Here is an 18,776-nt window from a genome sequence, read left to right as displayed (position 1 = left end):
AGCGCTACGTGCGCCGCCCCTTGGTCCCCGCGACCACCGGCGCGGGCCGCCGCGCCACGCGGCGCTTGGCGGGGGCCGGGGCCGGCCCGGCGAGCGCGCGCGGCGCGCCGGCGTCCGCCGCCGCGCGGAACATGCCGAGCAGCCGCGCGAGGTCGCGCTGCTCGTCCGCTTCGAGCGGCACGGCGGTGGAAATGGTCTCGATGGTGTGCGTCATCTCGCGGATGCTGGCGGCGGGCGCGCCCGCGAGCATCGCCGGCACGGCGTCGATGGCCGCTTCCGGCGCGAGCCGGAGCAGGCTGGCCTGGCGCCGCACCATCTGCTTGAAGGCGGCCAGGCCTTCGGCGTTGTGCAGGCCGGGCCGGGCCTTGCCGTGCTGGGCATCGTGCGCGGCGTGCAGCGAGCGCGCGAGGTTGAAGCGGCGCTCGTCCGCCTCGCCCTGCGAGTGGAGGATGTACAGCATGGCGCGCACGCCGGCTTCGAGCAGGCCGCCCTTGCCGATCTCGCCGCGCAGCTTTTCCATCTCCGCGGCGACGAAGGCGCGGTGTTCCGGCGTGGTGCCGGGATGCTGCCGCGCGGCCGCGCCGTCGGCGTGGTTCAGGCCGGCCAGCGCCTGCACCCACGGGTTGCCGTAGATGGCTTCGAAGGTCTTCTCGCAGGCGTCGTCGCGCACGTCGCGCCACTGGTCGAGCGCGGCCACGATGGCGTCGGACCAGACGTTCTGCATCAGCAGCAGCGGGTTGTCTTCCGGCACCGGCTCGCGCTGCTCGCGCACCTGTTCGGCCATCTGCGCGATGCCGCTGGCCAGCGGGCTGCGGTCCGACCACAGCTGGTAGGACACGCGCAGCGGCTGCAGCGCCTGCGTCCACCATGCCGACTGCGGCGTCACGCAGGCGCGCACCAGCGGCTGCAGCACGCTGCGGTACAGGCCGAGGTTGACCTCGGACACGCGCGCGGCGGTGGCGAAGCGCCAGTCGCTCTCGGCGTCGGGCTGCACGATCTTGCGCACGTCCTCGATGCCGCGCACCGCGATGGAGAGCATGTACGGGCCGTCGACCAGGCCGCCGCCCGGCGTGTCGGCGGTCTTGTCGTTGATCTGCGCCTGGTAGAGGCCGGCGGGCAGCACGTCGATCAGGTCGATGTTGCTGACGAACTCGCGGTGTTCCTTGCGCCCGGTGCTGCCCGAGACGAAGATGCCGAGATGGCCGATGCTGTCGTGCGTGGCGTAGACGATGGTCTGGTCGTGGCCGAGCACGTCGCCGTCGTCGCGGTACAGGTCGGTGATCCAGCCCAGCGCCTGCGGCGGCGGCGTGATGTTGTCGCCGTAGGAGCAGAACACCACGATCGGCGAGCGGATGTGGCGCAGGTCCAGCCGCGTGCCGTCCGAGGTGATCAGCTCCGCGGTGGCGAGCTTGTTGCCGACGAACAGGTTGTCGACGATGTACTGCATCTCCACCGCGTTGAGGAAGACGTGGCCGCCCCAGTATTTCTCGAAACCCAGGTAGCGCGGCGCCTCGGTGTCGACGTTGGCGTAGAGCTGGTACGACTTGCCCCACAGCGTGTTGGCCGGGTTGAGGTTCTCGAAATTCTGCACCAGCCAGGCGCCGTCGAAGCGGCCGTTGCCGAGGTCGCCGGTCAGCGCGGTGAGCCAGCTCCCGCCGAGCAGCCCGCCGGAGTAGCGCATGGGGTTCCTGCCGCGCCAGCCGGCCCAGTAGGACAGCGGCGCGCCGGCCAGGATGATGGGGCCGAACAGTTCCGGGCGCATGGCGGCGGTCATCATCACCTGCCAGCCGGCCTGGCAGTTGCCGATCACGGCCGGCTTGCCGATGCTGCCCGGATGCAGCGCGATCACCTTCTCCAGGAAGGCGGCTTCGGCCAGCATCACGTCTTCCACGGTCTGGCCCGGCACCGGGTCCGGCAGGAAGCCGATGAAGTAGCACGGGTGGCCGGTGCGCAGCGCGGCGCCGATCTCGCTGTCGCGCTTGAAGCCGCCGATGCCGGGGCCGTGCCCGGCGCGCGGATCCACCACCACGAACGGGCGCTTGCCGGGCACGGTGGGCACGTCCTCGGGCGCGGCGATGCGCACCAGGCCGTAGTTGACCGGGCGCGGCAGCTCGCGGCCATCCATGATGATCTCGGCGGCGAAGTCCAGCACGTTGGGCACGGCCTCGGCCAGGTGGGCCTGGTACTGGTTGCCGCGCTGGCGCATCACGTCGGCGTACAGCACGCCGCGCTGCAGGGCATCGGTGACGTAGGCGGCGGCCGCGCCCCAGCCGAAGCCGGGATAGCGCGATGCGGGTTGCTGGCTGGCGTATTCCTTGGATGACATGGCGGTCTGGCTCCTGGAAGGCAACGCGCCGGGGACCTGCGCGAATGCGGTGAAAGCGGTGAAAACGGTGAAGGCGACGGATATGGCGGATGCCGGGTTCAGGCCATCTGGCTGATGGTCCTGCGGAACCGCCGCAATGAAATCACGAACAGCACGGCGCCGATGGCCAGCAGCGCGAGGAACTGCGGCCACACCACGCCGGGCCCCGCGCCGCGGAACAGGATGGCCTGGCTGAGCTCGACGAAATGCGTGGTGGGCGCGGCCAGCATCAGGTTCTGCACCAGCACCGGCATGCTCTCGCGCGGGGTGTTGCCGCCCGAGAGCATCTGCAGCGGCAGCAGCACCAGGATCAGCAGCATGCCGAACTGCGGCATGCTGCGCGCCAGCGTGGCGAGGAAGATGCCCATCGCGGTGGTGGCGAACAGGTGCAGCGCGGCGCCGGCGAGGAACAGCGCCACCGAGCCGCCGATCGGCACGTGCAGCGCGCCGTGCACGATCAGCAGCAGCGACAGCGCCGCCGCGACCAGCACCACCAGCCCCATCGACCACACCTTGGCCAGCATGATCTGCGCGGGCGTGACCGGCATCACCAGCAGGTGTTCGATGGTGCCGTGCTCGCGCTCGCGGATCAGCGCGGCGCCGGTCAGGATGATCGACAGCATGGTGATGTTGTTGACCACCTGCATCAGCGCGCCGAACCACGCCTGCGTCAGCGTGGGGTTGAAGCGCACGCGCACGGCCAGGTCCACCGGCAGCACCGCCGTGTCGCGGTAGCGCTGCAGGAACTCGCGCACCTCGCCCGAGACGATCTGCTGCACGTAGCCGTTGCCGGTGAACGCCTGGCTCATGCGGGTGGCGTCCACGTTGAGCTGCACCACGGCCGCGCGCCCGCCCAGCAGGTCGCGCTGGAAGTTGGGCGGGATGTTGAGCGCGAAGGTGTAGTCGCCGGCGTCCATGCCGGCGTCCTCGGCCGACGAGGTGATCATGCGCGGCGGCGTGAATTGCGGCGGGAAGAACGCCGAGGCGATGCGCGCCGACAGCGGCGAGTGGTCCTCGTCGACGATGGCGATCGGCGCCAGGTGCAGCGTGTCGGGCTGCGCGGTGGCGGCGGAGTAGACCGAGGCGGTGAAGGTGTAGACGATCAGCACCAGCATCGTCAGGTCGCGCGCCAGGCTCCACAGCTCCTTGCAGCCGAGCCGGTAGACGTTGACCAGCATGCGCAGCCACCGCTGCCCGCGCATGCCGGCCGGCCCGGCCGCCGGCGCTGCGGCCCGGGTGCCCGTGGCGGATGCGTTCGGCGTCGGCGCCATCACTTCTCCTGCTTGTCGAGCAGCATGATCGTGGCGCCGAGGATCACCGGCACCGACACCAGCAGCGGCCAGAAGGCGGCGTGCAGGTCGGCGAAGCCCAGCGCCTTGTTGAACACGCCGCGGCTGATGATGAGCATGTAGGTGGCGGGATAGAGCTCGCCGATCAGGCGCGCGCTGCCCTCCATCGAGGACACCGGCGTGAGCATGCCGGCGAACTGGATCGCGGGGATCATGGTGCCGATGATGGCAAAGAACATCGCCGCGATCTGGCTGCGCGTGAAGGTCGAGGCCAGCAGCCCGATGCCGGTGGCCACCACGTTGAATATCAGCACGGCCGCCAGCAGCGCGAGGAAGTTGCCCTTGACCGGCACGCCGAACACGGTCACGGCCAGCAGCGCCATGAGCAGGAAGTTGAGCATGGCCAGCAGCACGTAGGGCAGCTGCTTGCCGATCAGGAACTCGGCGCGCGTGACCGGCGTGACGTACAGGTTGAGGATGGAGCCGAGCTCCTTCTCGCGCACCACCGACAGCGCGGTGAGCATGGCCGGCAGCATCAGCAGCAGCAGCGGGACCACCGCCGGCACCATCGCGGGCAGGCTCTTGACGTCGGGGTTGTAGCGGTAGCGCGTCTCGATCGAGAAACCCGGCGCGGCGCGCTGGCCGAGCCGCTCGCGCGCCTGCGTCTCGAGCCAGTTCTGGTGCATGCCCTGCACGTAGCCCTGCACGGTCTCCGCGCGCGAGGGCATGGCGCCGTCGATCCACGCGCCCACCTGCACCGCCTTGCCGCGCGCCGCGTCGCGCGCGAAGCCGGGCGGGATCTCGATGGCCAGCGACAGCTCGCCGCTGCGCATGCGGCGGTCCAGGTCGTCGTAGTCGGTGATGGGCGCGTGCTCGATGAAGTAGCGCGAGCCGGCGATGTTGAGCGCGTAGTTCTGGCTCAGCGTGGTCTGGTCGCGGTCGAGCACGGCGTAGCGCAGGTCTTCCACGTCCATGCTGATGCCGTAGCCCATCACGAACATCAGCACCACCGAGCCCACCAGCGCCAGCGTGGCGCGCACCGGGTCGCGGCGCAGCTCCAGCGTTTCGCGCCACAGGTAGCTGATCATGCGGGCCGGCGAGAACCAGAGGCGCCGGGCCGGCGCCGCGGCGGGCGAGGCCTGTGCGGTCACGGAGTCGGCCGCCGAATCGAGTACCGGCGCGGCAGCCTGCGCCTCGGCCGGCGCGCCGCCGCCGGCTTCCACCAGATAGTCGATGAAGGCGTCTTCCAGCGTGGCCGCGCCGCGGTCGCTGACGATGCGCGCGGGCGGGTTGCTGACCAGCACCTTGCCGGCGTGCATGAGCGAGATGCGGTCGCAGCGCGCGGCCTCGTTCATGAAGTGGGTGGAGATGAAGATGGTGACGTGGTCCTGCCGCGACAGCGCGATCAGCAGGCGCCAGAAGCTGTCGCGCGCCACCGGGTCCACGCCCGAGGTCGGCTCGTCGAGGATCAGCAGCTCCGGCTTGTGCACCATCGCCACGGCCAGCGAAAGGCGCTGGCGCATGCCCAGCGGCAGGCTGTCCGGCAGGCTGCCGAGCACGTCGCCGAGCGCGAAGCGCGCCACCATCTCGTCCACGCGCGCGGGCACCTCCTCCTCGGGCACGTGGAACAGGCGCGCGTGCAGCACCAGGTTCTGCTGCACGGTGAGCTCGCTGTAGAGCGAGAACGCCTGCGACATGTAGCCCACGCGGCGGCGCGTGTCGATGTCGCGCGGGTCCACCTCGTTGCCGAACAGCCAGGCCTGCCCTTCGCTGGCCGGCAGCAGGCCGGTGAGCATCTTCATGGTGGTGGACTTGCCGCAGCCGTTGGAGCCGAGGAAGCCGAAGATCTCGCCGCGGCGGATGCGGAAGTCGACGTGGTCCACCGCGACGAAATCGCCGAAGCGCATGGTCAGGCCCCTGGCCTCGATGGCCACGGGCGTGTCGTCGCCGATGCGCAGCGGCGCGATCTCCACCGGCTGGTAGCCGCGCTTCTTGTCGTCCGGCAGCAGGCCGACGAAGGCGGATTCCAGGTCCGCCGCGCCGGTGCGCGCGAGCAGCTCCGCCGGCGTGCCGGTGGCGAGCACCTTGCCGGCGTCCATCGCCACCAGCCAGTCGAAGCGCTGCGCCTCGTCCATGTAGGCGGTGGCCACCAGCACGCTCATGCCGGGCCGCTCGCGGCGGATGCGCGCGATCAGGTCCCAGAACTGCGCGCGCGCGAGCGGGTCCACGCCGGTGGTGGGCTCGTCGAGGATCAGCAGGTCGGGGTCGTGGATCAGCGCGCAGCACAGGCCGAGCTTCTGCTTCATGCCGCCCGAGAGCTTGCCCGCGGGCCGCGCCAGGAACGCGTGCAGGCCGGTGCTGCGGGTGAGGTCGTCGATGCGGCGGCGGCGCTCGGCGGCGTCATGGCCGAACAGGCGCGCGAAGAACTGCAGGTTCTCTTCCACCGACAAGGTGGGATACAGGTTCTTGCCCAGCCCCTGCGGCATGTAGGCGATGCGCGGGCAGACCGCGTCGCGGTGCGCGCGGCTGGCCATGTCGCCGCCGAGCGCGTGCACGGTGCCGTCCTGCACGGCGCGCGCGCCGGCCACCAGCGCCAGCAGGCTCGACTTGCCCACGCCGTCCGGCCCGATCAGGCCGATCATGCGGTCGGCCGGAATGTCGAGGTCGACGCGGTCGAGCGCCACGGTCTTGCGTCCATAGCGCAACGAGACGCCGGCCAGGCGCACGACGGCGGGAACGCGCCCGTCGGCCATCGCCTACTCCGGCACCGTGACCGCGAGGCTGGCCGGCCAGGCCACCTTCGGGTCCACGCGCACCCAGGCCACGCCGGGCAGGCCGGTCTTGACCAGCTTGAGATGCTTCTGCAGCAGCTCGCGGCTGATCTGCGCCTTGACGCGGAACATCAGCTTCTGGCGCTCGCTGGCGGTCTCCACGGTCTTGGGCGTGAACTGCGCGGTGCTGGAGACGAACGAGATGGTGGCCGGGATCACGTACTGCGGCGCGGCGTCCAGCACGATGCGCGCCTCCGAGCCCATCGCCAGCCTGCCGGCCTGCGCCTCGGGCAGGAACAGCGTCATGTAGACGTCGGACAGGTCGACCAGGTTGAGCACCTTGCCGCCGGCGGCCAGCACTTCGCCGGGCTGCGCCACGCGGTATTGCACGCGGCCGTCGCGCGGCGCCTTGAGCTCGCTATCGGTGATGTCGGCCTCGATGCGGTTGATGGTGGCCTGGGTGGCTTCCACCGTGGAGCGCGCGCCGACCACCTGGGCGCGGGCCGCTTCCACCGCGGACTGCGCCGCCGCCACCTGCGCGCGGGCCGCCGCCACCGCGGCGCGCGCGCTGCGGGCGCGGGCGCGGTCGTCGTCGAGTTCCTGGATCGAGGAGGCGCCTTCCTTCGACAGCGTCTCCGAGCGCGACAGCCGGCGCTCGGCCGCGTCCAGCTCGGCCTCGCGCTGCGCCAGCAGCGCTTCCGAGGTGGCCTTGTCGCTCAGGCGCGCGGCGGCCTGCGCCTCGGCCGCGGCCACGCTGTTGATGGCCTGCTGGTGCTGCGCGCGCGCTTCGTCGCGCTGGGCCTGCAGCACCTGCACCTGCATGCGCGCCAGCGGCTGGCCGGCTTTGACGAAATCGCCCTCGAAGACCAGGATGTCGTCCACGCGGCCGGCCAGCTTGGTGGCCACGTCGACCTCGGTGGCCTCGATGCGGCCGTTGCCGCTGGTGAAGCCGGGGCCTGGGCCGGTGTCCCGGAGCGAGGTCCAGGCGTACCAGCCGCCGGCGGCGGCGGCCAGCGCGATCAGGACGGGAACCAGCTTCTTGGCGGGAAATTTCATCGGGAATGACCTTGGCTCATTGCGGGGGAGGCGCGGGCGCGGACCGGGCGGCGTCGACGGCGGTGCCGCCGCCGCCCAGCGCCGCATAGAGGCTGACGCGGCTGGCCAGCAGCGCGCGGCGCGACTGCACGGCCTGCTGCTCGACGGCGAGCAGGTCGCGCTCGGCGTCCAGCACTTCGAGGAAAGCGGCGGCGCCGTGGTCGTAGCGCAGCTTGGCCAGGCGCGCGCGCTCGGCCTGCGCGGCCTGGGTGGCCTGCAGGATGTCCACCTGCTCGGCCAGCCAGCGGCGCGCGGACAGCGCATCGGCCACGTCGCGGAAGGCGCCCTGGATGGTGCGCTCGTACTGCGCCACGGCCTCGGCGCGCTGCGCCTCGGTCAGCGCGAGGTTGGCACGCAGGCGGCCGCCCTGGAAGATCGGCAGCGTGATGCTCGGCGCGAAATTCCACGCCAGGCTGCCGCCGCGGAACAGGCCGCTGAGGTCCGCGCTGGCGGTGGCGAGCGAGCCGGTCAGCGTGATCTGCGGAAAGAAGGCCGCGCGCGCCGCGCCGATGTTGGCATTGGCCGCGCGCAGCTGGTGCTCGGCGGCGACGATGTCGGGCCGGTTCTCCAGCAGCGCGGACGGCAGGCCCGGCGCCAGCTCGCGCATCAGCTCGGCGTCGTCGATCAGGCCGGTGGCGGGCGCCATGTCCACGGGCCGGCCCACCAGCAGCTCGAGCGCGTGCGCCTGCGCGGCGCGCTCCTGCTCGAGCTGCGCGGCCAGCGTGCGCGCCTGCTGCCACAGCGTGGTGACTTCGGTCAGCTCCAGCCGGGAGGCGGAGCCGACCTGCTCGCGCCGGCGGAAGATGCGCAGCGACTCGGCGCGGCTGTCGATGGTGCGCCGGGCCAGCATGATGCGCTCGTCCAGCTCGCGCAGCGCCAGGTAGGTCTGCGCGACCTGGGTGATCAGCCCTTGCCCGACCGCGCGCTGCGAGGCCTCGCTGGCGAGATAGCTGTCCAGCGCGGCGTCCTTGAGGTTGCGCACGCGGCCCCAGAAATCGAGTTCCCACGGGCTCAGCGCCAGGCCGACCTGGTACTGGCTGCTGATGACCGGGCGGCCGGTGAGGTTGAGGTCGCCGGGCACGCGCTGGCGCGTGTCCCCGGCCACGCCGGCAAGCGACGGAAACAGATCGGCCCGCTGGATGCCGTAGGCCGCGTAGGCCTGCGCCACGCGCGCGGCGGCAACGCGCAGGTCGCGGTTGTTGTCGAGCGCCTGCGCGATCAGCTCGCGCAAGGTGGGATCGGCGAAATAGTCGCGCCAGTCCAGCGCGGCGGCGCTGGCGGCGGCCGGCTGCGCGGCGGCGTCGGGCTCCCACGACGCGCGCACCGGCAACGGTGGCCGCGTGTCGGGCGGCGCCATCGAGATGCAGCCGCCCAGCAGGGCGGCGAGCGCCAACGCCCCGGCGCAAGCCAGGATTGGCCTGGGGGCGGGCAGGCGGGCTGATGTCAGGGCGGGGGCTGGTGGCATCGGTTCCGTTGGGTCCGCGCGGGGCGCGCCGCGGTATGCGATGCGCCCCCGGGACGGGTGGCATCCCCCTGTAGGGGGTTTCCCCATTCTAGGGAAAACCCTCCGATACATATCTGATATGTATCAAATGCCACAGTCTTCCTTCGCGGAGTCCGGGAGCCGGCGCGGCCCGGCGCTCAGGTTGTGGGCGACCTGGATTTACGGCATAATCGCCGGCTTAGCGCAGTGCTGGCCAGCCGGGTTTCCCGGCACGAGCCGCCTGCACCCACTCCGCCCGAGTGGTGAAATTGGTAGACGCAGGGGACTCAGACCAAATTTGAGCCCTCCGGGGGAAACTCCAGAGGTGAAGCCCGTCAAACTCGGTGAAGGCCCTGGACTCAGGTCCGAGCTAATGCCGAGCCAAGCCCTCGAACCGAAAGGTTCAAGGGAAGGTGTAGAGAGCAGACGGCGGGCACCTACGGTCGCAAGACTATGGTGAAGGCGTGCTCCAGACCACGAACGCCCTGCCCCGCGCAGGTCGGCGGCGAAAGCCGAAGTGGGAAGAAAATCCCCCGCCGCAAGGCGTGCCGGTTCGATTCCGGCCTCGGGCACCAATTCGGAAGCCGCCTCTGTTCACGCAGAGGCGGCTTTTTCGCTTTTTTCATTTCCCGGCCGGCTGGCCGGCGCCCGTCAACGCGGCCTGCATCCGCTTCCACTCGCGCGGCGAGCTTCCCGTCTGCGCCTTGAACGCGCGCGACAGCGCCGCTTCGCTGCCATAACCCACCTCGTCGGCAATCAGCCGCAGCGCATGGCCGCGATGCAGGGCCAGTTGCGCGAGGCTGATGCGCCAGCCCTGCAGGTATTGGCCCGGCGTCAAGCCGACGACTTCGTGGAACGTATTGGCGAACACCGTGCGCGACATGCCCGCGGCGCCGGCCAGCCCTTCCAGCGTCCACTCCTGCGCGGGTTTTTCGTGCATCGCCACCAGGGCATGGCGCAGCCGCGGATGCGACAGGCCCGCGAGCAGTCCGGCCCTGGCATGGCCATGCTCCATCAGGTGGCGAAGGATCTGGATCAGCACCACCTCGAACAGACGATCCAGCAGCGCCTGCCGGCCGCAGCGCTCGGCGAAGGCTTCGTCGAACAGCAGCGCCAGCACGTCCTTCGCCCCTTCGATCCGGTTCAACGGCAGGCACACGAACGCCGGCAGCGCGGCGCAGATCGGATGTGAAACGCCTCCCTCGAACTTCAGGTTGGCGCAGGCGAAATCCGCGCCGCGCGTCGCCTCGGTGATGAAGCGGTGCGACAGCGGGCGCGGATACAGCAGGAGGCTCGGCTCGCGCACGCGCGCGGCGACCTTGCCGTCGTTCACGACTTCCACCTCGCCCCAGCGCACCAGATGCAGCTGGCCGGTGTCCTCGGCGGTGAGGTCGCTGATGCCGCACAGCGCGCCGGTATTGAACACCTGCGCGGTGACGCTGAAACGCTCGAACAGCGCTTCGAGGCGGTCGACCATATCCGTACTCCAAGTCAATTTATACGTACTTTATGGCACGTATCGTACCAAGAACGCGGGCAAAGTGGTACCTGCCAACCAGCACTCCCCAATGCTTCGGAGCGTGCCGGTGTCCACCGCAACGTCGGCGCGCCCCTGACGGCCGCCGAGCAAGCCACCTCTCACCGCACCAGGAGAATGACAATGAACATCCTCAAGAAAACCCGCGTGACCCGCATCGCCGCAGCCGCCGTGCTGATGGCCGCCGCATCCGCCGCCCTGGCCGGCAACGCCGGCGGCCCGCTGGTCGAAAGCCATGTGCAGGGCTTCCTCGACGCCCTCGCCAAGGGCGGTGGCCAGCCGATCGAGACCCTCGCGCCGGCCGATGCGCGCCAGGTGCTGCTCGGCGCGCAGAAAGGCGCCAAGCTGCCGCCGGCCGACGTGAGCGAAAAGACCATCAGCTACAACGGCCAGCCGCTGAAGCTGACCATCGTGCGCCCGCGCGGCGCCAAAGGCGCGCTGCCGGGCTTCATGTTCTTCCACGGCGGCGGCTGGATCCTCGGCAGCTATCAGGACCACGAGCGCTTCGTCCGCGACCTCGTCGTCGATTCCGGACAGGAGGCGATCTTCGTGAACTACACCAGTTCGCCGGAAGCGCATTACCCGACCGCGATCAACCAGGAATACGCCGCCACCCAGTACGTGGACACGCACCGCAAGGAACTGGGCCTGGACGATCACGAACTGGCCGTGGTCGGCAACAGCGTCGGCGGCAATGCCGCGGCCGTGGTCGCGCTGAAGGCCAAGCTGGAAAACGGCCCCAAGCTGCGCTCGCAGATCCTGTTCTGGCCGGTGACGAACGCCAGCTTCGAGAACGCCTCGTATGACCAGTACGCCAACGGCTTCTTTCTCAGCAAGGGCATGATGAAGTGGTTCTGGGACGCCTACACCACCGACCCGAAGCAGCGCGCGGAAATCTACGCCTCGCCGCTGCTGGCCTCGCCCGAGCAGTTGAAGGGCCTGCCGCCGGCGCTGATCCAGACCGCCGAGAACGACGTGCTGCGCGACGAAGGCGAAGCCTATGCGCGCCACCTCGACCAGGCCGGCGTGCCGGTGGTGTCGGTGCGCTACAACGGCATGATCCATGACTACGGCCTGCTCAACGCGCTGGCCGACGTGCCGGCGGTGCGCTCGGCGCTGCATCAGGCCAGCGAGACATTGCGCTCGAGCCTGGCTCGCTGACCGGCACGCCCCGGCAACAGGCGACACAGGCAACAAGCGCCAAAGCGCAGCCTGGCCGGCTGCGCTTTGGCATTTCGGGAACGGCGAGCCGGCTGCGCGCACCGGAAACGGGCACGGAGCGCGTTGCCGCGCATGCCACCCCTCTTTCGTCGGGGTGGGAAATCGCGCAACAACGATGAATAAAGGGTAAACCCTTATATAATGGACGGCTTTGCTGGCCACGGCGACTGCCGCCGCCAGCCACGCCGCGCGCGACCCGCGCCGCGGCCCGAATGCCCTTGCCGCAGCCCCGTCCCAACATGACATGGCTGCGTTTTTTCTGGCCGACGCGGCCAGGACAAGAACATCATCGCCACCATGCCAGCCGCCGCCACGCCAGACACCGAGCAGGTCCGCATCAATACGCTGCGGGCGCTGCGGATCCTCGACACGCCGCCCGACGAGCGGTTCGACCGCCTGACCCGGCTCGCGCTGCGGCTGTTCGACGTGCCGATCGCGCTGGTGAGCTTCGTCGACGCCGAGCGGCAGTGGTACAAGTCCATCTCGGGCATCGCGTTCCGCGAAACGCCGCGCAGTTCGTCGATCTGCGCCCACGCGATCCTCGGCAACGACATCCTGGTCGTGCCCGACACGCTGCGCGACGACCGCTTCAAGGACAATCCGTTCGTGACCGGCAAGCCGCACGTGCGCTTCTATGCCGGCTACCCGCTGTCGGCCTCCAATGGCAGCAAGCTGGGCACCTTGAGCGTGCTCGACGACCGGCCGCGCGATTTCGGCGAGGAGGACCGCTCCCTGCTGCGCGACCTGGGACGGATGGCGGAGCAGGAACTGCTGGCGGTGGAGCTGGCCACGCACGATCCGCTCACGGACCTCGCCAACCGGCTCGGCTTCGTGGCGCTTGCCGAGAACATGCTGACGACGTGCAAGCGCCTGCGCAAGCCGGCGTCGCTGTTTTTCTTCGACCTGGACAATTTCAAGCAGATCAACGACACCTTCGGCCACGCGGTCGGCGACCAGGCGCTGTCGCAATTCGCGGACGTACTGCGCGGCAGCCTGCGCGAAGGCGACATCATCGGCCGCCTCGGCGGCGACGAGTTCGTCATGCTGCTGGCCGGCGCGAACCGCGAGCAGTCCGACAAGATCGCCCGGCGCATCGAGCACCGCATCGCGGTGGAGAACCAGGGCGCCATGTGCCGCGGATACCGGCTGCAATACAGCGTCGGGCACATCGAGTTCGACGACAGGCGGCACGTCTCCGTCACCGACCTGCTTGCCGCGGCCGACGCCGCGATGTATGCCCACAAGCGCGCATCGCGGCGGGCGGCGCCGGAGGCGGCCGCGTGGCCCGCGCAAAGCATGACGGCCTAGGTCCGCGCGCGAACGCGCCGGCCCGGGCCCGGAACCGATTCCCCGCATCCCGTCACCGCGCCTGCCACAAGCAGCCGGTAACGTGCGATCCGCTTCTATCCGAAACGGCATCGCGACGATGTATCGCACCACCAGCGGTAAACACCAAAGTACCGACAGACGATGGAACCATGCCAGCATTGCTCCCCGGCCCACAAGGCCGGGCCGCCACCGGATTGGCCCGGCGAGCACACTACCGCCCGCGCCGGCTCGGCCACGCTTCGCAACAGCCGGGAGAGCCTGGTCCCGCCCGGCGCGCCCGAACCCGCGCTTGCCGGTTTCGCGCGGCAGGACTGGGATGCCCTCGACCCGTCGGTCCGGTGGGCCGCGGACCGGCGCGGCGCGCTCAGCCTGTTGCTGGACCCGGGCGACGGGACGGGCAGCGAAGCGGGCAATGAAAGCGATGACGAAAGCGGCGACGAAGCGGCCAGCTCGCTGCGCCAACGGCTGATCGGGCGGCGCTGGCGCGACCTGGTCCCGCGCGAAGACCATCCCATCATCGGGCGCGCGATCCGGCAGGCCCTGGCGAACGGGCGCCCGTTCGAGGTGCGCTGCCGCGTGGCCCTCGGCGACGGCGAAGCGCTGTGGTATCGCACGCGCGCGATCGCGCGCCGTGACAACGCCGGCCGCATCGCGAGCTGGCACGGCCGCAGCGAATGCATCCACGAGCGGATGCTGGCGGAAGCGGCATTGCGGGCCAGCGAGGAACACCATCGCTACACCGTGCAGCTCAATCCCGGCATGCCCTGGACCGCGTCGCCCGACGGCCTCGTCGAGGAAATCAGCCCGAAGTGGGTCGAGGTGACGGGACAGAGCGCGGAGGCCACGCGCGGCAACGGATGGGCGGACTCGCTCCACGCCGACGACATCGCCGCCGTCGTCGCCGCATGGCAGGCCGCGCTGCGCACCGGCGACCCGGTGGACATCGAATACCGCATCGAGACGCGCGACGGCGCCTACCGCTGGGTGCGGGCGCGCGCGCAGCCGCGCCGCGACGGCGCCGGCGAGATCGTGCGCTGGTACGGCACGCTCGAGGACATCGACGACCGCAAGGAAACCGAGAACGCGCTGCGCGAGAACGAGCAGCGCTTCCGCCTGGCCATCCAGGCGGCCGAGCTCGGCGTGTGGGACTACGACAAGCGCACCGGCCGCCAGGTCTGGTCCGACGAGCTGAAGGCGATCTTCGGCATCGCGAAGCACGAACAGCCGCAGGCCGATACCGCATGCAGGCTCATCCATCCCGACGACCGGGAGCTGCTCAAGTCCGCGCTGGCCGCGCCCGACGACGGCAGCCGGCAGCAGGAATTCGATGCGCAGCTGCGCATCCGCCGTGCCGACGACGGCCGCGAGCGCTGGCTGCGAACCAAGGGATGGAAGACGTTCCGCCCCTGCGGCGAGATGGCGCGCGCGCTCGTGACGTTCCGCGACGTGACCGACGAGCAGACCGCCGACGAGCGCATCCGCTGGATGGCAACCCACGACGCCCTGACCCGGCTGCCCAATCGCGCGGCGTTCCAGCACGAGATGGAGCGCCTGATCAAGCGCAGCGGCAGCGATCCCGATGCCGGCCCCGCCATCCTGATCGTGGACGTCGACGATCTCAAGGAAACCAACGACCAGATCGGCCACGACGCCGGCGACGCCCTGCTGCGCGCGCTGGCGGACCGCCTGCGCGAGGTGCTGCCCGCCCGCGCCTTCATCGCGCGGCTCGGCGGCGACGAGTTCGGCATCGCGCTGCCGTTCGCCACCCGCGCCGACATCGCCAGCCTGGGCGCCGCCATCGGCACGCGCCTGCGGCAGCCGCTCAGCTACGCGCAGCGCATCCTCGACTGCCGCGCCAGCATCGGCGTGGCCTGCCACCCGGAACACGGCACCGGCGCGGCCGACCTGCTCAAGGCGGCCGACACGGCGCTGTACGCGGCCAAGACCGGCAACCGCGGCCACCTGGCCTTCTTCCATCCCGACATGCGCCGCAAGGCGCGCTGCCGCACGGAGATGATCAAGTGCGCGCGGCGCGCCGTCGACGAGAACCGCATCCGCCCGTACTACCAGCCGAAGGTCGATCTGCGCTCCGGCCGCGTGACCGGCTTCGAGGCGCTGCTGCGCTGGCACTCGGGCGACGAGCTGATGCTGCCGCCGGCCGGCATCGCCGCCGCCTTCGAGAACATGGAGCTCGCGGACGAGCTGCACGAGCGCATGTTCCGCAGCATCCTAGCCGACATGCACCGCTGGCTCGACGCCGGCCTGCGCTTCGGCCGCATCGCCATCAATGCCGCCGCGGCGCAGTTCGTCCACGACGACTTCGCCGAGCAGTTCCTGTCCCGGCTGGCGGCCGAGCGCATCCCGGCCGACCGCTTCGAGGTCGAGGTGACGGAGACGGTCTTCCTCGGGCGCAGCGCGGAGGGCGTCGGCCGCGCGCTGCGCATGCTCAGCGCCGAGGGCGTGCGCATCGCGCTCGACGATTTCGGCACCGGCTACGCCTCGCTGACCCACCTCCAGGCGCTCCCCGTCCACGTCATCAAGATAGACCGCAGTTTCATGGCGGATCTCGACGAGCGGACCGGCAACGCCGCCATCGTCGAGGCGGTGGTCACGCTCAGCCGCAAGCTGGGCATGGAAACCGTCGCCGAGGGCATCGAGCACGCCGGCCAGTACGACTTCCTGCGGCGCTGCGGCTGCAACATGGGCCAGGGATTCCTGTTCAGCCCGGCGATCCCCGCCGAGCGGGTGCCGGCCATGCTGCTGCAGACGTGGAACGCATGACCCGCCTCGCGCGGCGGCGGCTCAGCGCGCCGCCTCCCCTTCCCCGTTGAGCAGGCTGCGCGGAATCAGCACGATCAGCACGCAGCTCACCAGCAGGCACGCGCCGAGCGCGTAGGTGCCGTTGTTGATGTTGCCGGTCAGTTCCTTGGCCATGCCGGTGATCATCGAGCCGGTGAAGCCGGACAGGTTGCCGATGGAGTTGATCAGCGCGATGCCGGCCGCGGCGGCGGGGCCGGACAGGATCTGGCCGGGGAAGGTCCAGTAGATCGGCATCAGCGCGAGAATGCCGCACGTGGAGATGGTCAGCAGGACGATCGACAGTTCCACGTGCCGCGCGAACGCGGCGCTCAGGATCAGGCCCACGCCGCCGATCAGCGCGGGCACCGCGGCGTGGAAGCGGCGCTCGCCGGTCTTGCGCGAATGGCGGGCGTTCCAGACCATCGCGACGATGGCGCTCAGGTAGGGAATCGCGGTGAGCAGGCCGATGTGGAAGGTGTTGGTCACGCCGGAGGCGCGGATGATCGACGGCAGCCAGAACGCGAGGCCGTAGAAGCCGGTGTTGAAGGTCAGCAGGATGAAGGTCAGCAGCCAGACGCGCGGGTTCTTGAGCGCGGCGCCGACGCGGTGCGACTTGTTGCTGTTCTCGCGCGCGAGGTTGCGCTCGAGCACGGCCTTCTCCTCGTTGCTCAGCCATTTCGCCGAGCGGATGCCGTCGCCGAGCGCGAACAGCACCAGGAATGCCACCAGCACGGACGGGATGCCTTCGAGCAGCAGCATCCACTGCCAGCCCTGCATGCCGGCCAGGCCGTGCGTGCTCTCCATCAGCCAGCCCGAGATCACGCCGCCCACGGTGAGGCTCAGCGGGATCGCCACCAGGAAGCCGGACATCGCCACGCTCTGGCGCCTGGCCGGGAACCAGTAGTTCATGTACAGGATGACGCCGGGGAAGAAGCCGGCCTCGCACAGCCCGAGCAGGAAGCGCAGCGAGTAGAACATGGTGGTGGTCTGCACGTGGAACAGCTCCGCCAGCGGCACCACGAACGCCAGCGAGGACGACACGATGCCCCACGTGACCATGATGCGCGCGATCCAGAAGCGCGCGCCGAAGCGGTGCAGCAGCAGGTTGCTGGGCATCTCGAAGAGGAAATAGCCCCAGAAGAACACGCTGGCGCCGATGGCATAGACGGTGTCGCTCATGCCGAGGTCGTCGAGCATCTGCAGCTTGGCGAAGCCGACGTTGACGCGGTCGAGGTAGGCCACCACGTAGCACAGCAGCAGCAGCGGCAGGATCCGCAGCATGACCTTGCGGTACAGGCGGTCTTCGGACGTATCGGCGGCCGCGGGAATGGCGGCGGCCTGCGTGATGGAGGGCATGAATTTGTCTCCCGTTTCTTATGATGGCTTCCGGCCCCACGCTGATGGCAGGGGTACCTTGCTGCCGCGCGGGAATGCGTTCGCGGCGGGCCGGAAGAGGTTCAGGCGGCGAATCCGTTCGCCGCGGGTCGGTCAGGACATCGGTCGGGCACCAGCCGCGGCGCGAAGCGCAGGGTGAGGCGGGAAGCCCGCGGCGATGCCGGCCATTCTATTTGTTACCGGTAACATTTCGGTGCGGAATAGTCTCCCAACAAACGTCCTGATACCGGTAACGAAAAATAGCACAGAGACAATCGCGGCTTCAAGCCCGCCGCGGCAAGGGTATTCCCTTAGCAGCGGTCCCCGGCAAGCGCGTGCCGGGGACCGTGCCGATGTGCCCGGTATCATATGCGCACCTTCCACTCCCTCACAGCGCCGACCGATGGCCACTACCCCCGCCACCCGCAGCACCGCGACGCGCCAGTCTGGACCGCCCCGCATGTCGGATGTCGCCCGGCTGGCCGGCGTGTCCAAGATGACGGTCTCCCGCGTGCTGGCGGGGCACAGCGTGGCGCCGGCCACGCGCGAGCGCGTGCAGCAGGCCATCGACGAGCTCGGCTACGTGGCCGACGCGGCGGCCGGCGCGCTGTCCTCGGGGCGCTCGGAGTTCGTCGCGGTGCTGGTGCCTTCGCTGTCGAGCTCGAACTTCTCCGACACCGTGCGCGGCCTGAGCGACGCGCTGGAGCCGCACGGGCTGCAACTGCTGATCGGCGACACCGACTACCACCTCGAGCGCGAGGAACGGCTGGTGCGCTCCATGCTGCGCCACCAGCCGCGCTGCGTGGCGCTGACCGGCTCGCAGCACACCGAGACCACGCGCGCGCTGCTGCAGCGCTCGAATATCCCCGTGGTGGAAATGTGGGACCTGCCGACCACGCCGATCGACACCGCGGTGGGATTCTCCAACGTGAAGGCCGCGCGCGCGATGGTGCGCTACCTCGCCGGGCGCGGCTACCGGCGCATCGGCTTTCTCGGCGGCGCCAGCGAACTGGACCGGCGCGGGCTGGACCGCATGAAGGGCTACCAGGCCGAGATCAAGGCGCTCGGGCTGGGCGAGCCGCGCATCATCCGCCTGGGCGAATCCCCCATCACCATGAGCCACGGCGCGCCGGCCATCGCCGCGCTGCTGGCGCAATGGCCCGACACCGACGCCGTCATGTGCGTGAGCGACATGTCCGCGTTCGGCGCCGTCATGGAATGCCTGCGCCGCGGCCTGTCGGTGCCCGGCAACATCGCCGTGGCGGGCTTCGGCAACTTCGAAGTGGCCGCCTGCTGCCATCCCGGCATCACCACCATCTCGGTCGACGCATATGGCATCGGCCTGCGCACCGGCGAGGCGCTGCTGGCCGCGCTGGACGCGCGCGAAGGCGCCGGCGCGGCCAAGGCGCCGCCCAAGAGCGTGAAGATCGACTACGCCGTGCTGGCCCGCGAAAGCGCCTAGACACCCCTGCGGCAACACCATCCGCCCGCTTCGCCACACGGCCCGGGCACC

11 protein-coding genes are annotated in these 18,776 nt (G+C 70.2%); 4 read left to right on the top strand and 7 right to left on the bottom strand.

Translation table 11 applies throughout. The annotated features are described in order from the left end of the window. Nucleotides 1–4 precede the first annotated feature (4 nt). The 6 genes from KF708C_RS24710 to KF708C_RS24685 form a co-directional block, all read right to left on the bottom strand. Nucleotides 5–2,326, bottom strand: coding sequence for a DUF3141 domain-containing protein (locus tag KF708C_RS24710; protein ID WP_063923057.1), 2,322 nt, complete (start codon nt 2,324–2,326; stop codon nt 5–7). A gap of 98 nt (nt 2,327–2,424) precedes the next feature. Further along, a complete protein-coding gene (locus tag KF708C_RS24705; RefSeq protein WP_043365725.1) occupies nt 2,425–3,567 on the bottom strand; it encodes an ABC transporter permease in 1,143 nt (380 codons plus the stop codon). A 68-nt stretch (nt 3,568–3,635) separates the two neighbouring features. Continuing rightward, entirely contained in the window at nt 3,636–6,407 is a 2,772-nt protein-coding gene (rbbA, locus tag KF708C_RS24700) for a ribosome-associated ATPase/putative transporter RbbA (protein WP_059413580.1), read from the bottom strand. A 3-nt stretch (nt 6,408–6,410) separates the two neighbouring features. Next, the gene (locus KF708C_RS24695) at nt 6,411–7,481 is read right to left on the bottom strand and encodes an HlyD family secretion protein (protein WP_020201673.1); all 1,071 of its coding nucleotides are present in this window, start codon (nt 7,479–7,481) and stop codon (nt 6,411–6,413) included. Between the two features lie 16 nt (nt 7,482–7,497). Further along, nucleotides 7,498–8,985 carry an efflux transporter outer membrane subunit gene (locus tag KF708C_RS24690; RefSeq protein ID WP_059413579.1) on the bottom strand — a complete coding sequence of 496 codons (1,488 nt, stop codon included), beginning with the start codon at nt 8,983–8,985 and terminating at the stop codon, nt 7,498–7,500. A gap of 640 nt (nt 8,986–9,625) precedes the next feature. Next, complete coding sequence (locus KF708C_RS24685) at nt 9,626–10,480, bottom strand: AraC family transcriptional regulator (protein WP_059413578.1); 855 nt, start codon at nt 10,478–10,480, stop codon at nt 9,626–9,628. Nucleotides 10,481–10,663: 183 nt separating this feature from the next. On the opposite strand from KF708C_RS24685, the gene KF708C_RS24680 reads away from it, so the two are divergent. The 3 genes from KF708C_RS24680 to KF708C_RS24670 all read left to right on the top strand — a co-directional run bounded on the left by KF708C_RS24680 (nt 10,664) and on the right by KF708C_RS24670 (nt 15,871). Further along, entirely contained in the window at nt 10,664–11,701 is a 1,038-nt protein-coding gene (locus tag KF708C_RS24680; protein WP_059413577.1) for an alpha/beta hydrolase, read from the top strand. 357 nt (nt 11,702–12,058) lie between these two features. After that, nucleotides 12,059–13,069, top strand: coding sequence for a sensor domain-containing diguanylate cyclase (locus KF708C_RS24675; RefSeq protein WP_059413576.1), 1,011 nt, complete (start codon nt 12,059–12,061; stop codon nt 13,067–13,069). Nucleotides 13,070–13,231: 162 nt separating this feature from the next. Further along, nucleotides 13,232–15,871, top strand: coding sequence for a sensor domain-containing protein (locus KF708C_RS24670; RefSeq protein WP_082079812.1), 2,640 nt, complete (start codon nt 13,232–13,234; stop codon nt 15,869–15,871). A gap of 21 nt (nt 15,872–15,892) precedes the next feature. Here KF708C_RS24670 and KF708C_RS24665 read toward each other — a convergent pair whose 3' ends face one another. Continuing rightward, nucleotides 15,893–17,245, bottom strand: a complete 1,353-nt coding sequence (locus KF708C_RS24665) for an MFS transporter (protein WP_059413574.1) — start codon at nt 17,243–17,245, stop codon at nt 15,893–15,895. A gap of 478 nt (nt 17,246–17,723) precedes the next feature. Between KF708C_RS24665 and KF708C_RS24660 the strand changes: the two genes are divergently transcribed. Then, nucleotides 17,724–18,725: a LacI family DNA-binding transcriptional regulator gene (locus KF708C_RS24660; protein ID WP_059413573.1), complete on the top strand. Its 1,002-nt coding sequence runs from the start codon at nt 17,724–17,726 to the stop codon at nt 18,723–18,725. Nucleotides 18,726–18,776: the final 51 nt, after the last annotated feature.

Origin of the sequence: Cupriavidus basilensis, from assembly GCF_000876015.1 — a bacterium.
Classification (GTDB): Bacteria; Pseudomonadota; Gammaproteobacteria; order Burkholderiales; family Burkholderiaceae; genus Cupriavidus; species Cupriavidus basilensis_B.
This window is presented reverse-complemented; position numbering and strand designations above follow the sequence as displayed.

What these genes read in the sequence shown, in the direction of transcription:
- KF708C_RS24710 (WP_063923057.1), bottom strand. Translation starts at nt 2,326, where the DNA reads ATGTCATCCAAGGAATACGCCAGCCAGCAACCCGCATCGCGCTATCCC.
- KF708C_RS24705 (WP_043365725.1), bottom strand. Translation starts at nt 3,567, where the DNA reads ATGCGCGGGCAGCGGTGGCTGCGCATGCTGGTCAACGTCTACCGGCTC.
- rbbA (WP_059413580.1), bottom strand. Translation starts at nt 6,407, where the DNA reads ATGGCCGACGGGCGCGTTCCCGCCGTCGTGCGCCTGGCCGGCGTCTCG.
- KF708C_RS24695 (WP_020201673.1), bottom strand. Translation starts at nt 7,481, where the DNA reads ATGAAATTTCCCGCCAAGAAGCTGGTTCCCGTCCTGATCGCGCTGGCC.
- KF708C_RS24690 (WP_059413579.1), bottom strand. Translation starts at nt 8,985, where the DNA reads ATGCCACCAGCCCCCGCCCTGACATCAGCCCGCCTGCCCGCCCCCAGG.
- KF708C_RS24685 (WP_059413578.1), bottom strand. Translation starts at nt 10,480, where the DNA reads ATGGTCGACCGCCTCGAAGCGCTGTTCGAGCGTTTCAGCGTCACCGCG.
- KF708C_RS24680 (WP_059413577.1), top strand. Translation starts at nt 10,664, where the DNA reads ATGAACATCCTCAAGAAAACCCGCGTGACCCGCATCGCCGCAGCCGCC.
- KF708C_RS24675 (WP_059413576.1), top strand. Translation starts at nt 12,059, where the DNA reads ATGCCAGCCGCCGCCACGCCAGACACCGAGCAGGTCCGCATCAATACG.
- KF708C_RS24670 (WP_082079812.1), top strand. Translation starts at nt 13,232, where the DNA reads ATGGAACCATGCCAGCATTGCTCCCCGGCCCACAAGGCCGGGCCGCCA.
- KF708C_RS24665 (WP_059413574.1), bottom strand. Translation starts at nt 17,245, where the DNA reads ATGCCCTCCATCACGCAGGCCGCCGCCATTCCCGCGGCCGCCGATACG.
- KF708C_RS24660 (WP_059413573.1), top strand. Translation starts at nt 17,724, where the DNA reads ATGTCGGATGTCGCCCGGCTGGCCGGCGTGTCCAAGATGACGGTCTCC.